This window comes from Streptomyces sp. NPDC104381 (assembly GCF_055583745.1).
Genome location: NZ_JBVJNK010000002.1, coordinates 733,279 through 748,028, shown reverse-complemented (window position 1 = coordinate 748,028; position 14,750 = coordinate 733,279). Strand labels below are relative to the sequence as shown.

The 14,750-nt window shown below is 72.5% G+C and carries 10 protein-coding genes; 4 read left to right on the top strand and 6 right to left on the bottom strand.

Features of this window, described 5'->3' with window-relative positions; genetic code table 11:
- Positions 1–46 precede the first annotated feature (46 nt).
- The 4 genes from ACZ607_RS08295 (at position 47) to ACZ607_RS08280 (ending at position 6,604) form a co-directional block, all read left to right on the top strand.
- Positions 47–1,159 carry an ATP-binding protein gene (locus tag ACZ607_RS08295; protein ID WP_469733005.1) on the top strand — a complete coding sequence of 371 codons (1,113 nt, stop codon included), beginning with the start codon at positions 47–49 and terminating at the stop codon, positions 1,157–1,159.
- Entirely contained in the window at positions 1,156–3,954 is a 2,799-nt protein-coding gene (locus ACZ607_RS08290; RefSeq protein ID WP_469733003.1) for a DUF5682 family protein, read from the top strand. Before ACZ607_RS08295 ends, ACZ607_RS08290 begins: the two co-directional genes overlap by 4 nt.
- A gap of 149 nt (positions 3,955–4,103) precedes the next feature.
- A complete protein-coding gene (locus ACZ607_RS08285) occupies positions 4,104–5,162 on the top strand; it encodes a vWA domain-containing protein (protein WP_469733001.1) in 1,059 nt (352 codons plus the stop codon).
- Positions 5,163–5,386: 224 nt separating this feature from the next.
- Positions 5,387–6,604: an FAD-dependent monooxygenase gene (locus tag ACZ607_RS08280; protein WP_469732999.1), complete on the top strand. Its 1,218-nt coding sequence runs from the start codon at positions 5,387–5,389 to the stop codon at positions 6,602–6,604.
- Positions 6,605–6,723: 119 nt separating this feature from the next.
- Here the strand turns inward: ACZ607_RS08280 and ACZ607_RS08275 are convergent, their stop codons facing one another.
- The 6 genes from ACZ607_RS08275 to ACZ607_RS08250 all read right to left on the bottom strand — a co-directional run bounded on the left by ACZ607_RS08275 (position 6,724) and on the right by ACZ607_RS08250 (position 14,520).
- The gene (locus ACZ607_RS08275; protein ID WP_469732997.1) at positions 6,724–7,452 is read right to left on the bottom strand and encodes an ABC transporter ATP-binding protein; all 729 of its coding nucleotides are present in this window, start codon (positions 7,450–7,452) and stop codon (positions 6,724–6,726) included.
- Positions 7,453–7,462: 10 nt separating this feature from the next.
- Complete coding sequence (locus ACZ607_RS08270; RefSeq protein ID WP_469732995.1) at positions 7,463–8,326, bottom strand: ABC transporter ATP-binding protein; 864 nt, start codon at positions 8,324–8,326, stop codon at positions 7,463–7,465.
- The gene (locus tag ACZ607_RS08265) at positions 8,323–10,332 is read right to left on the bottom strand and encodes a branched-chain amino acid ABC transporter permease (protein ID WP_469732993.1); all 2,010 of its coding nucleotides are present in this window, start codon (positions 10,330–10,332) and stop codon (positions 8,323–8,325) included. The genes ACZ607_RS08270 and ACZ607_RS08265 overlap by 4 nt, the downstream gene beginning before the upstream one ends.
- A 1-nt stretch (position 10,333) precedes the next feature.
- Positions 10,334–11,533 (bottom strand): ABC transporter substrate-binding protein, encoded by a 1,200-nt coding sequence (locus ACZ607_RS08260; protein WP_469732991.1) that lies wholly within the window; start codon positions 11,531–11,533, stop codon positions 10,334–10,336.
- A 108-nt stretch (positions 11,534–11,641) separates the two neighbouring features.
- Entirely contained in the window at positions 11,642–12,043 is a 402-nt protein-coding gene (locus ACZ607_RS08255; protein ID WP_469732989.1) for a roadblock/LC7 domain-containing protein, read from the bottom strand.
- Positions 12,040–14,520, bottom strand: coding sequence for a sensor histidine kinase (locus tag ACZ607_RS08250; protein WP_469732987.1), 2,481 nt, complete (start codon positions 14,518–14,520; stop codon positions 12,040–12,042). The genes ACZ607_RS08255 and ACZ607_RS08250 overlap by 4 nt, the downstream gene beginning before the upstream one ends.
- Positions 14,521–14,750: the final 230 nt, after the last annotated feature.

The window sequence follows — 14,750 nt, the reverse complement described above, 5'->3', positions numbered from 1 at the left end:
CTCGGCCCGGTGCAGTTGAACCAGACATTCCGAGAAAGGCATACACATGTCCGACCTGTTGCGCGCCCCCGCCGAGATCAAGTACGCCGAGGAACTGGACTGGCTGGAGTCGGTCGACGACGGCCCCAAGCCGTTCTCCTGGCGGCTGTCGCCCAAGATGGTCCGCCTCTTCATCCTGGGGTCCGAGCGCGCCGACGGCCTCGACCGGGAGATCTCCCAGAAGTGGTACGGCGACCGGAGCTTCGTCGAGCGCTCCATCGTCACCCTGGCCTCCGACCGGGGCCTGCTGCTCATCGGCGACCCGGGCACGGGCAAGAGCTGGCTGGCCGAGCTGCTGTCCGCCGCCATCTCCCGTAACTCCACCCTCGTGGTGCAGGGCACGGCCGGCACCACCGAGGACCACATCAAGTACTCCTGGAACGTGTCCATGGTGATCTCCAAGGGCCAGTCACGGGAGTCGATGATCCCCTCACCGATCATGACCGCGATGGAGACGGGAGCGATCGGCCGCTTCGAGGAGCTCACCCGCTCCACCAGCGACGTCCAGGACGCGCTGATCTCGATCCTGTCGGAGAAGTACATCTCGGTCCCGGAGATGGACAGCGACAACATCGTCTTCGCCAAGCCGGGCTTCTCCGTCATCGCCACGGCCAACAGCCGCGACCGCGGCGTCAACGACCTGTCCTCCGCTCTGAAGCGCCGCTTCAACTTCGTCCGCATCCCGGTGGTGACGAACAAGAAGAGCGAGGCCCAGATCGTCCGCTTCCGCACCGAGGAACTGCTGCGCCGCCACCGGATCGAGCTGGACGTCCCGCCGACCCTGCTCGACGTGCTGCTGCAGAGCTTCGCCGACCTGCGCGCCTCGGCCGCCGCGGCCGGCAGCGACGACGAGAAGCTGGAGTCCGCCCTGTCGAGCGCCGAACAGATCGGCGTACTGGAGGACGCCATCCTCCACAGCAACTTCTTCGGCGAACGCGCGCTGACCGCCCGTACCCTCGCCTCCTCGCTCGTCGGATCGCTGGCGAGGCGCGAACCCGAGGACCTCGCCATCCTCAACAAGTACCTGCACGGCGTCGTCGAGCCGCGCAGCAAGGAGGAAGGGGGCTCCTGGCCGGAGTTCCTGGAGGGCGGCCGCGACGCGATCGCCACCCTGTCATGAGCGCCCTCACCGAGGGGCCGCCCTTCGACGCGCTGCGCGGACAGCTCCAGGACGCGGCGGCGGAGTTCGCCGACGGACCCGACGCGCTCCAGGGCATCCTCCTGGGCATCGTCGACGACGTCGACCGCGCCGTCCGCGAGCCACTGGAGATCTTCCCCGTCTGCCACCACTCGCCCGCCTCGGCGGTCGCGATGGCACGGCGGCTGCGGGAGAAGCAGCCGAAGGTGGTGTACCTGGAGCTGTGCGAGGACATGGCCCCGCTGCTGACGGAGCTGCGCAACTGCCGGCTCCCGGTGGCCGTCCAGGCGTTCGCGAGCGAGGTCAAGGGCTTCCCGGCGGAGTGGGCGCCGCTGTCGGTCGTCGCCCCGATCACCGAGGCCTCGGCCGAGTACCAGGCCATCGCCTACGCACTGGACACCCCGGACGTCGAGCTGGTCCTCGTCGACCGCTCCTCGGACCACGTGTTCCAGTGGCAGGCCGGCGCGCCGGAGCCCACGGACCCCGACGCACCGCCCGCCGAGGAGGAGGCGGCGCTGCACGGCGACGCCGTCGGCGTGGAGATCGGCGACCTGCGCCCCCGCTTCGCCGAACTGGAGGAACACCTCCTGCGCCACGGCCGGGTGCGGCACTGGTCGGAGTGGTGGCACCAGTACGTCGAGCTGCCGCTCGGCGACAGCGACCACGACACCTACCGCCAGGTGATGCTCCTGATCGGCAGCCTCTTCCGCCGTCTGGCCCCCGGGGACCCCGGCCGGCTCAGGGTGGACGAGGACCGTGAGCGGTACATGTGGACGCGGATGCGCGAGCACCTCGCCGCGACCGGCACCGACCCCGAGGACTGCCTCTACGTCTGCGGCGCGTTCCACGCCTCCAGCCGGGTCGAGGAGTTCGGTGTCCACGGCAGCGACACCTTCGAGATCACCCCTCCGAGCGAGAGCACCTGGCAGCACGGGCTGATCCCGTCCAGCCACGCGGCGACAGAGGCGCAGTTCGGCCTCGCCGCCGGGTCCGTGTCGATCGCCGCCACCCAGTGGGCGAAGAACCTCAAGCGCACCCGGGTGAAGCCGTACCGGCTCGCGGGCCCGTCAGGCGCCGGGAAGGCCGCCGAATCACGGAAGACGGTCGTCCCGGCCGCCCCCGTGACGCCGGAAGCCCCCTCCGACAAGCTCTCCGGCTTCCTGCAGAGCCCACCCGCCCTCGACCGGCTCGACGAGGCCGAACTCCTCGGCTGGTCGGTGGAGATCGTGCGCTCCGCCCGGCGCAACGGCTACCTGGCCTCCACCGCCGACGCCATCGCCGTGTTCGAGACGTCGATCCTGCTGGCCGGCATGCGCGACCGGGCCAGGCCCACCCCGTACGACTTCCAGGACGCGGCGGTCACCTGCATCGAGAAGGACACCGTGCCGGGCAGGCGCGACGTGCGCCGCCTCGTGGAGATCCTGATGGGCGGCGACCGGATCGGCCAGGTCGGCTACGACGCGCTCCCGCCCCTGGCCCGGGACGTGCACGACCGGCTCGCCCCGCTCGACCTCAAGCTGCAGCAGCGCGGTGTGCGGCGGGCCCTGCTGGACATGAACTCCCGGCCCGAGCTGCGCCGGTGCTCCGACGTGCTGTGGATGCTGCGCCACCTCCTGCCCCCTGGTGCGGCACGGCCGATCATGGGTGAGCGGGAGCTCGGCAAGCAGTCGGTCCAGGAGTCCTGGGACCTGGCGCTCGGCACCCATCAGCGGGCGCTCATCGAGCTCGGTTACGAGGGCGTCAGCATCGAACAGGTCCTGGAACAGCGTCTGCGCCGCGCCGCGTACGCCCCGAACGCCACCACGGCTCAGGTCCTCGCGGCCGTCGAGGACGCCGTACTGCATCTGCGCGGCGGCCGGCTCGCCGACGAGCTGGGCACCCGCGCCCTGGAGGTGCTCGCCACCGAGCGCAGCGTCGACGGGGCGCCGGAGGTCCTGCGCCGGGTGCGCCGCCTCCTGGCCCACTACCGGATCAGCCTGCCGGAGCTGCCGTCCTGGATCGAGTCCTTCGCCAGGACGGGGTACGCGCACTACTGCACGCTCCTGCCGACGGCGTTCACCGACGAGGACGCGACCGTCCGCCAGGTCGCCGCCATGCTGGGATTCCTCTTCAGCATGGAGAGCCTGGCCCTGTCGCTCGGGTGCGACCGGACCCAGCTGGACCTGGCCTTCGCGCAGTCGCACCCGCAGGAGCCCGCACGGGTGGCCCTGCTGTGGGCGGCCCAGGTGCACCTCGGACAGCTCTCGCGCGCGGAGCTGAGGGAGCGCTGCGACGCGCTGCTGGACAACCCCCTGGTGGTGCAGGCCTATCCGCGCTACCTCAGCGGATTCCTGCACGCCCTGGAGCCGGTGCCCCAGCTGGCCGACTTCGTCGTGGAAGCGGTCTCGAACGCCTTCGCACGGCTGCCGGACCCGGTGCTGCTGCCCTGGCTGCCGACGCTGATCACCACCCTGCGCGCCGAGGGGGCCGACCTGGCACCGCTGCTGATCCGCGAGGCCGGACGCGTCTTCCCCGGCCGGCTCCCGGCACTGGACTCCTGGACCCCGCCGTGGCGGATCGCACCGGAGACGCCGGCCGTCCCGGCGGTGACCGGCGGCAGCGCGGCGGGCCGCGCCGTGCTGCTGGCCGCGCACCCGGACACCTGCGACAGCCTGGCGGAGCTGCTGGGCTGCGAGGGCACCTGGGAGACGGAGACCCCGGCCCCCTCGGGGGCGGCGCTCGCCGGCCGCCACCCGGAGACGGCGACGGCCCTGGAGGCGCTGCTGGCGGGCGTCTGACGACAGGCGGGCGAGTGCTCCGACGGAGCGGGGAGAGCCGCTCCGTCGGAGCGGGGAGAGCGGGGGTGATCCGTCGTCAGGATCCGTTGTCAGTGCCCCCTCCTAGGGTGAAGTCATCACTCGGGGAGCCTCGGCGAAGGAGCACAGCCATGTCCGCACACAAGATCCAGCACAAGGTGAACCACGTCGCGCTGGTCGTGGACTGTTCGGGTTCCATGTACCAGCACCAGGGCCAACTGATCCGTGTCGTCGACGAGTTCGTGGCCGGTCTCAAGGCCGAGTCGGACCTCCTCGGCCATGAGACCCGGATCAGCCTCTACTCCTTCGACCACAGGGTGGAGAACCTGGTCTGGGACATGGACGTGAAGCACCTGCCGTCCATGCGGGGCCTGTACAAGGTCAACAACGGCGCCACCGCCCTCATCGAGGCCTCGCTCAAGTCCCTGGACGACCTGGGCCACATCTGGGAGGAGTACGGGGAGCACAGCTTCCTCCAGATCGTGGTGACGGACGGCGAGGAGAACGCCTCCGGCGGCGACCGGCGGCACGACGGCGACATGACCATCCTCCGGCCCTGGCTCGACAGGATCGCGGCGAAGATGGGCGCGCTGCCGGGCCACTGGACGTCCGCCATCCTCGTCCCCAACTCCCTGGCGAAGCGCACCGCTCAGAACTACGGCTTCCCCGCGGGAAACATCGCCATCTGGGACGCGGACTCCCAGAAGGGCGTCGAGGACGCGATCGGTACGGTGCGCGCCGCCGCCACCAGCTTCCTGCGGGGGCGCGAGCAGGGCGTGCGCGGCACGAAGAACCTCTTCGCCGTCGGCCAGGACATATCGGTCGACGATGTGCGGGCGAATCTCGAACCGGTGGCGGCCGACAGGTACCGGCTCCTGAAGGTCGACAAGGAGACCGAGATCCGCGCCTTCGTCGACTCGCATCCGGGTGTGACGTACCAGCGCGGCGCGTGCTACTACCAGCTGGGCACCCGGGTGCAGGTCCAGCCCGACAAGGACGTCATCGTGGTCGAGAAGGACACCGACCGCGCCTACACGGGCGACGCGGCGCGCAATCTCCTGTTCGGCACCGGCATCCACGGGACCGTCTCGGTGAAGGCCGGCAACAACCCGAAGCTGGAGGTGTACGTGCAGAGCCGTTCGGTGAACAGGAAGCTCAAGGCGAACACGCGGCTGCTCATCATGCTGTGACGCGCCGACGGGCGCCAGCGCCTGAGCCGCCGCGGTACGCGCGCCGCTCGCCGGCCTGACGCTCCTCGGTAGGATCCGGTGCGGGTCCTGACCGCACCGGACGGGTCAACGACGGCCACGCACAGGTGAGTTACGCCGGGGCGGGGCCGCCGGGGGGACCGGTACCCGGACGGGGCGCGGCACCCGGAACGCGACCGTAACACCGAGTGAGTGGAGTGCCAGTCATGCGTGGAGGCAGCATCGCCGTGGTCGGCGGCAGCATAGCGGGGTGTGCCGCAGCGCTGGCCGCGTCGCGGGGCGGAGCCGAGAGGATCACGGTCTTCGAGCGCGCCGATGCCCGGCTCCGCGACAGGGGGGTGGGCATCGCCCTGCACAGCGACCGCTACGACGAACTGCGGGACGCCGGTTACGTCGCCCCCGAGATGCCGTGGGCGCCGCTGACCCGGCGGGTGTGGAGCGTGCGTGACGGCGAGGCCGACCACGGCCGGGCCGTCGGCGAGCAGCCCTTCCCCTTCCGCGCGTACAGCTGGGGCTCCCTCTGGAGCGAGCTGCGCCGCAGGGTGCCCCAGGAGGTCACCTACCGGTCGGGCGCCGTGGTCACCGCCGTGGAGCCGGACGACGACGGGGTGACGCTGCGGCTCGCGGACGGATACCAGGAGCACTTCGACGTGGTGATCGGGGCGGACGGATACCGCTCCGTCGTCCGCGAGGCCATGTTCCCGGGCACCGACGCGACGTACGCCGGTTACGTCGGATGGCGCGGCACGTCGTCGGACGTGGCGGGCCTCCCCTCCGACGGGCACGACGCGCACAACATCGTCTTCCCCGGCGGTCACTGCATGCTCTACCGGATCCCGGACGGCGTCGGCGGGGAGCTGCTCAACTGGGTCCTCTACACCGCGCCCCCGCAGGCCGACGGCCTGCACCCCGACCTGACGCGCCCCACCTCGCTGCCGCCGGGCCGGCTCAACTCCGAGCTCACGGCGTACCTGCGCGCCCTGGTCGCCGACAACTTCCCGCCGTACTGGGCGGCCAGGGTGCTCCGCACCCCCGCCGAGACCACCTTCATCCAGCCGATCTACGACCTGGAGGTGCCGCACTACACCTCGGGCCGCATGGCACTCGTCGGCGACGCGGCGAGCGTCGCCCGGCCGCACATCGGCGGCGGCAGCGTGAAGGCGCTCCAGGACGCCAACGCCCTGGAGGCCGCGTGGCGGGCCGGGGACAGCTGGAAGGAGGTCCTGGAGACCTACGACGCGGGCCGGGGTCCCGTCGGAGCGGCCATGGTCGCCCTCGCCCGCAGGATGGGCAGCGCCCAGGTCGAGAACACACCCGACTGGTCGGCCATGGGCCGGCCGGAGTTCGACGCGTGGTGGCAGGACCAGAACAGCGGCTCCGACAAGCGCAGCGGCTTCGGCGGCCACAGCATCAAGGCCGGCTAGACGCGCGGCGGCCGGGGCGGGCCGGTGACCGGTTCCGCCCCGCCGCCGGCCCAACTCTCCGGCGGTCCGCCGTCCCGCCGCTGTCCCCACTCGCCGCCCCGCCGCCGTCCCGCCCCGCCTCAGGCCGCGCCCGGTGTCAGCTCCAGGGCGGCGTGCAGGGCGGAGGCGTCGGCGCGGGCCTCCTCGCCGGGGATGCGGAGCGTCATCCGCCCCGAGGTCAGCACCGTCAGCGTGCGGGCGCACTCGACGGCCCGGGCAGGGCTGGGGGAGACCAGGAGTACGGCGATGCCCTCGTCCGCCAGTGTCGTCACCAACTCGTGGACCTGCCGGACGAGTACGGGTGCGAGACCCTCGGACGGCTCGTCGAGCAGCAGGACACGCGGTGAGCCGAGCAGCGCGCGCGCCAGGGCCAGCATCTGCTGTTCGCCGCCGGACAGGTCCGTACCGCGGTTGTCGCGGCGCTCGCCCAGCCGGGGCAGCAGCTCCAGGACCCGCGCGGGGGTCCACACACTGGGGCGCGCGGCGTCACCGCGCCGCGGCGGACGGTAGGACAGCCGCAGGTGTTCGGCGACGGTGAGCCCGGCGAAGACCCGGCGGCCCTGCGGCACGAGGCCGATCCCGGCGCGGGCCGTGCGGTGCGCGGGCAGGCCCGTCACATCCCGGCCGTCGAGGCGTACGGTGCCGGCGCTCGGGCGCATCAGCCCGGCGACGGTGTGGACGAGGGTGGTCTTGCCCGCGCCGTTGTGGCCGACGACGGCGTGGACCGTGCCGGCGGGCACCGACAGGTCGAGGGGGTGGAGCGCGGTACCGCCGTCGTAGCCCGCGGTCAGGCCGGTGAGTTCGAGCATCGGGGGCCGGTCATCCTCTCGCTTCGGAGGCTTCGGACGCTTCGGTGGTGGATCGCTCCGAGGCGGCGCCCGGAGTCGTCGAGCCCGGGTCGTGGTACGCGTCCCGGACGTCGGGGTGGGCGAGAGCCTCCCGCGTCGGAGCGGTGACGAGCACCCGCCCGGCCGCCAGCACGGTCACATCCGTGGCGAGTTCGGCGACCACCTCGACATGGTGCTCGACCAGGATGATCGCGACGCTGTCCGGCAGGCCGCCGAGAATGCCCAGCAGCCGCCCGATGTCGCCGTCGGTCAGGCCGGCCGCCGGCTCGTCCAGGAGCAGCAGGCGCGGGTTCCCCGCCAGCGCGGCGGCGAGGTCGAGCATCCGGCGCTGCCCGTGGGAGAGCGTGGAGGCCGGCCGGTGGGCCAGGCCGGCGAGGCCGACCGTCTCCAGGTGGCCGCGTGCGGACTCGGCGTGCAGCCGGTGGCGGGACGGTCTGCGCCAGGCGCCACGTCGCTCGGGGTGATGCGGCCACCCGGCCAGCACGACGTTGTCCAGGACCGACAACTCGGAGATCACCGAGGGCTGTTGGAAGCTCCGGGCGATCCCGAGCCGGCTGCGCCTGGCCGTGGCCGTACGGGTGATGTCCTCGCCGTCCAGTGCGATCGTCCCGTGGTCGGGCCGGTCGGTGCCCGCGATGAGGTTGAGCAGGGTGGTCTTGCCGGCCCCGTTCGGGCCGATGACGGCGTGCCGGGCGCCCGCCGTGAGCCGCAGGCCGACGTCGTCGACGGCGGTGAGGCTGCCGTACCGGCGGGTGAGGTGGGTGAGGTCAAGCAGAGGGGGCGCCGAGGGGGCGTTCGGTGCGGGAGTCGGTGCGGGAGTTCGTGGGGGCGTCAAGGGGAAACCTTCCCGGCGGGGGTCGGGTCGGGCGTGGACGGATACGGTTCGCCGGACCGGGGCCGGCCGGGATCGGGCCCGCTCCGGCCGGAGCCGCCCCGCAGACCGGCCAGGCCCCGGGGCAGCAGGTACACGGCGGCCACGAACAGCACCCCGAGCAGCAGCGGCCCGTGGCCGGGCCACGATCCGGCGACCCAGTCCCGGGTGACGACGATGAGCCCCGCGCCCATCAGGGCGCCGATGACGGACGTCGTACCGCCGATGACGGCCGCCAGCAGTGCGAACGCGGCGATCTCGAAGCCGACGTCGGCGGGGGAGAGGTACTGCTGGACGGTGACCATCAGCGAACCGCCGACGCCCGCCAGCGCACCGGCGCAGATGTGCGCCACCAGCAGGTAGCGCCCCACCGGGTGTCCGGACGCGCGCATCCGCGCCTCGGCCCCCCGGGTGCCCGTCAGCAGCTTGCCCGCCGGTGAGCGCAGCACGAGCAGGGTGACGGCGACGGCGATGACGGCGACGACGAGCGCGTAGGTGTAGAGCTCGCTCTCCTCGAACATCCCCTCACCGCCCCACAGCGCCCGCGTGGCGGGGAAGCCCACCAGACCGTCGGCGCCTCCGGTGACGGACTTCAGCCGGTTGACGACGGCGCCGGTCAGTTCCCCGACGGCGAGCGTGATCATCAGGACGGTGGTGCCCCGGGCCCGGATCACGGCCGGGCCGGTGAGGGCGGAGAAGAGCGCGGCCGCCAGTGCCGAGAGGACGATCTGGACCGGGCCCATGGTCCACCCGGCCTCCGCGAGGTTCGCCGTGGCGTACGCGCCGACCGCGAACGGCGCGGTCTGCCCCAGGGTCGGCAGGCCCGCGTAGCCGGTGAGGACGGTGACGCTGACGGCGAGCAGCCCCAGTGCCAGGGCGGAACCGGCCAGCGAGAGCGTGTACGCGTCGAGCACCCACGGCAGCGCGGCCAGCACCGCGAGCAGCACGAGCAGGGGGCCGGCCCGCCCGGCGGCTCCGCGAGGACGCGGAAGCGTGAACGGGAGAGTGGGAGCCACCGCCGCGCCCCGCCTCCGGCGCAGCCGTGCCGTGAGCTGGCGTCGCAGACGGGTCACCGGGTCGGGGGACGGGCCCTCCGGGCCGTGCGCCGCAGCGGGTTCCGCGAAACGGGAGCGCAGCACCAGCACCGCCGCCATCGCGGCGAAGAGCAGATACGGCGCCAGGTCCGGCACCACCGAGACGCCCAGCGTCTGCACCTCGCCCACGGCGACCGCCGCCGCGAGAGTCGCCCACAGCGAGCGCAGCCCGCCCAGGACGACCACGACGAGGGAGAGCATCAGCACGTTCTCGGACGTGCCGGGTCCCGGCCCGATGATCGGCGCCCCCAGCACCCCCGCCGCCCCGGCCAGCGCGCCCGCCGCCGCGAGCACACCGGTGTGCACGGCCCGGGGGCTGTGGCCGGTGGTCGCGAGCATCTGCGGATCGTCGGCGGCGGCCCGTACCGCCGCGCCCATGCGGGTGCGGGTCAGCACCCAGGTGCCGAACGCGGCGAGCAGCACGGCCATCACGATGAAGCACAGCCGGTACGCGGGATACCGGTGGCCCAGCAGCGTCACCGAGGAGTCCAGCGCCTCCGGGACGCGTACGGGAAGCTCGTCCGCACCGAAGAACTGGATGAGCAGATCGCCGCCGACCAGGGCGAGCCCGAAGGTCAGCAGGGCCTGGGCGAGATGCCCGCGCCGTGCGAGGGGGGCCGTCGCCGCGGACAGTCCCGCCCCCGCGAGGCACGCGGCGGCGGTGCCCGCGGCCAGACCGAGGGCGAGGCCGCCCCAGGTCCCGTCGCTCAGCGCGGCTCCCGTGTAGGCGCCGATCGCGTACAGCGTGCCGTGCGACAGGTTCAGTACGCCCGCGGTGCCGAAGGCGAGGCTCAGACCGGCGGCGACCACGAACAGCAGCAGCCCGAAGGCCACCCCGTCCACCGCCGGTACGAGGTGGGCGTCGAGGAGATCCATGTCAGCTGCCGAGCGTCGCCAGGTCCTGGACCATGACGTTGGCCAGCTGGGCCCCGTCCGGCCGCACCTGGCGCAGGTACCAGGTCTGCACCGGCGCGTGCGCCTTGTCGCTGAACTCCCAGGCGCCGCGCGGGCTGTCGATCTGCCCCAGCCCCTCGATGGCCTTGTTGATGGTCTGCGGGGTCACGTCGCCCTTCTTCGCCGCGTCGGCGATGGCCTTGTCCAGCACGGCGGCCGCGTCGTACGACGCCATCGCGTAGGTGGTGGGCTGCGTGTCGTGCTCGGCGGTCCAGTCGGCGGCGAACGTGCGATTGGCCTCGTTGTCGAGGTCGGCCGCGTAGTTCAGGACCGAGTAGATGCCCTTCGCCGCGTCGCCCTGCGCCTGGAGCACGCTGCCCTCGGTGACGAACGCCGTGTACAGCGGCAAGTCAGCGATGTCGGACTGGGCGTACTGCTTGGCGAAGTCGATCGCGGCCTTGCCGGCGTAGAAGCAGTACACCGCCTTGGCGTCCGTCTTGGCGATCTCCGCGAAGTACGGCATGAAGTTGGTGGTCTTCGGGAACGGCGTCCAGGTCGTCTTGCCGCCGGGGTTGGCCAGCTTGCCCTTGACCCGCTTGAACTCCTCGGTGAAGCCGCGCAGTTCGTCGTAACCGCCCTGGTAGTCGGGGCCGATCGCGTAGACCGGGCCGTCCACCTTCTCCTTGACGTACGGGGCGATGGCCTTGCCCGGTTCGTCGGACAGGAAGCTCGTCGTCCACACGTACTCGATGTCCTTCACCGGCGGCCGGGCGTTCGACCCCAGGAAGGGGATCTTGGCCTGCTCCACCAGCGGGAGCACCGCGTTCACCGAGCCGCCGCTGACGAGGCCCGTCAGCACGTCGACCTTGTCCTTCTTGACCAGCTTGGTGGCCGCGGGCAGGGCCGTCGGCGGACCGTCGCCCTCGTCCGCGACGACCAGTTCGGCCTTGCGTCCGCCGAGCTTGTCGCCATGGGTGGCCAGGTACAGCTCGAAGCCGGCGCGCAGTTCGGTGCCGACCGGCTCGTAGGTGCCCGAGAGGGAGGCGACCAGGCCGATCTTCACGGTGTCGTCGCCGGCGCCGCTGTCGCTGCTGCATCCGGTGACGGCGGCCAGACCGAGGGCGAGGGCGGCGGCACCGACCGGGCGGAACCGGCGGCGGGGGCGGGGTGTGTCGAGGAACATGAGGGCTCTCATCGGGAGTGTCGGGACAGGGGCGGAGAGGGTCGGGCCGACCGGGTGCCGGCCGTGCGACCGGCGTGGGGCACGGCCGTCACGGGGCCGGCCCCCCGGTCAGGCGGAGTGCAGGCCGGCCTCGCGGACCTGGGGGGACAGTGCGTCACCGACCTGGTTGATCAGCTCGGACATCATGTAGCTGACCTCGCCGATGTCCGCGTCCCTGGTGGTCGTCACCAGGAGCGAGGCGCCGCTGGAGACGGCCATCGAGAACATGTAGCCGCCCTCCATCGCGGTGAGGCTGTGCTCGACGGGGTCGGTGTTCGTCAACTGGGCGGCGGCGGAGAGCAGATTGACGACGCCGGAGGCGATGGCGGCCAGCCGCTCGGCGTCGTCACGCTCCACACCGGTGTAGGCCAGCGCGAGTCCGTCCACGGACACGGCTATCGCCTGGGTGACTTCCGGGACGCGTCCGGCGAAGTCGCTCAGGATCCAGCTCAGGTCGGTGGGAGAGGTCATTTCTTGGTCCGTTCGGTGTCGTCGTCTGTGGTGGAGCGGCCACGGTGGTTCGTGCTCCTGTTGATCCCCTGGGCGTAGGCGGCCAGGACGTCGGAGACCTGCCGGGAGTCCCGGCGGCGTGGCGAAGGCCGCGGCGCGGTGGTGCCGGGGCGCCGTTCTCCGCCGTCCCTTCGGCCCGCCGTGGGCCACTGCTGGGGTGTGCCGCGCTGGCGCAGCGGCAGCCCGGCGGAGCTGACCCCGGCGATACGCGAAGCCGGCTCGTCGTGCACGGGATGCGGCGCGGGGGTGGAGCCGTGCTCCGGTCCACGCGTGTCGGCACCGGACCCGTGCTCTCCGGACGCCGTGCCTCCTTCGCTCCGGTCCGCGCCGCTCCGGTCCGCGCCCACGGGCGCGTCCGGCCGGCCGGGCCGGTAGTCGCCGGCCCGGGTGCCGGCCGTCGCGGCGACGGCGCGGCCGGGTCGCCCGCCCGCCTCGGACGGCAGCCGCCGGACGGGCCGGCCCGGCCGTGCGACCGGGCCGGGCACCTCGTAGCGGGCAGCGCCCTCGTGGTCCTCGCCGGGTGCGTCCTGCGGCTCCGGTGTGTCCTCCCGCGGAGCCAGGGCCAGTACCTTCGCCGGCAGCGTGACCTCGGCGATGGTGCCCGGGCCGGACGAGTCGCGGAGCTCGACAACGATGCCATGGCGCGCGGCGAGCCGTGCCACCACGTGCAGGCCCATGGACCGTACGTCGCCGATGCCGGTCTGCGGTTCGAGCAGTGCGGCGTTGTGGACGGCGCGGCGCTCCGCGGGGATGCCCACGCCCTCGTCGACGATCTGCACGACGGCCCGGTCCCACAGCCGCCACACCGCGACCCCGACCTGCTTGTCGGGCGGCGAGTACCTGGTCGCGTTGTCGAGGAGCTCCGCCAGGATGTGCGCCACGTCGTGCACCGCGCGGGCGGTGATGCCGATCCCGGACTCCACGACGCCGAGCGACACACGGTCGAAGCGCTCGATCTGCTGGGCCGCCGCCACGATGACGGTGGAGCAGGCGACATCGGCCGAGCGCACCCGGGCGTTCCCGTAACCGCCCAGCACCAGCAGGTTGTTGGTGTTGCGCTCCATACGGACGGCGAGGTGGTCCAGGGCGAACAGGGTCTTCATCCGCGCCGGGTCGGCCTCGTCGCGCTGCACGGCGTCCAGCTCGGAGACCATGACCGCGGTCAACCGGGCGCCCCTGCGCGCGACACCGACCAAGGTCTCGGCGAACTGCTCATGGGCGTACGCCTGTTGGGCGGCGAGCCGGACCGCTTCGTGGTGGACGGCGTTGAACGCCTCACCGACCTCGCCGATCTCGTCCTGGCCCGTCGTCCCGACCGGGTCCCCGGTCCGCAGGGCCACCTGCTCGGGTGTCGCACCGCGCAGCGCGCCGGGCCGGGACAGCTCGCTCATCACGGCGGGCAGACCCGTGTGGGCGACGGTGTGCGCGGCGTTGCGCAGATCGCGCAGCCGCCGGATCATGACGCGCCCCAGGCGGATCGCCACGACGACGGCGCCGACCAGGGTCAGCACCACCAGGGCGACCTCGGCCCCCGCCGTCCACATGAGCGTGGTGCGCGCGTCGGAGACCATGGCCAGGACGGCCGCGTCGACACGCTCACCCACCGAACGCAGCAGCGCCTGACGGTTGTCGGAGGCGGTCTGCCATTGCTCCGGGGTCACGGCGAGGTCCTTGCCCGCGCCCGTACGGCCGATCTCGTCCTCGAGCTTCCTGGCCTCCAGCGACTTGGCCCCGGAGAGGGTGCGCTCCAGCCAGGTCCGCCATTCGCCGGGGCCCAGGTCGAACATGACGCCGATCGACTCGGTGTAGCCCAGCCGGGCGGCGTCGAAGGTCCGCTGCGAGGCGGTCGTGAAGCCGCCGGCGGCCTGCGCCCTCATCACCGTGACCTGCTGCTGCGCGGTGTGCTCGGACGCCTCCGACAGGGCGGCGGCGGCGCGGATCCGGTCGGCGATGTCGGCGTCGACACCGTCCGCCTGCGCGATGCCGTCGCGGTAGCCGTTGAGGTCGGCGATCACGATCCGGTAGCCGAAGGCGAGCGCGGAGATGGTGCTGCTCCCCGACCGTACCTGCGCGCGCAGCGCGGGCATCTCGTCGATGAAGCGCTGGATGCGCTCCAGAGCGCTCCGCGCGGTGCCGGGCACCTCGGAGAGGTGCCCGACCCGTTCGCGGAAGTCCGCGATGCTGCGGTCGGTCGCGTCGGAACGCGAGCGGAAGGTGTCCGCGTCGGTCTGCCGGGAGACGAAGGCGGTGGCCGCCGCTCGCTCACGTTGCAGCTGGTGGGTCAACTCGCCCGCGCTGCCCGCCGCTTCGACCATCGCGGTCAGCCTGGCGGCCTGGAGCGCCTGGTTGGTCGCGGGGGCGAGCGCCAGGATCGCGAAGGTGACGGCCACCGTGAGAGGCGCGGTGACGAGGAGGACGAGACGTCGGTTGATTTTCACTGCGCGGCTCCGTGGTCGGAGGAGCCGGTGCTGAATATCGGTAACACGCAGATACCTGTTAACGGGTCGTGGGGGTGGGGGCAGCGTCGCCACAGCCTCTGCACCACTGTGGATGGGACAGACGGGGCGGGTGGGGGACAAGTGGACCCTGTGACGCGGCATGATCCTATGCGGTAGGACGTAGTTACGGACAGGTACATGGTCAAAAGTTCTGTGGACTCAAAGTGGCG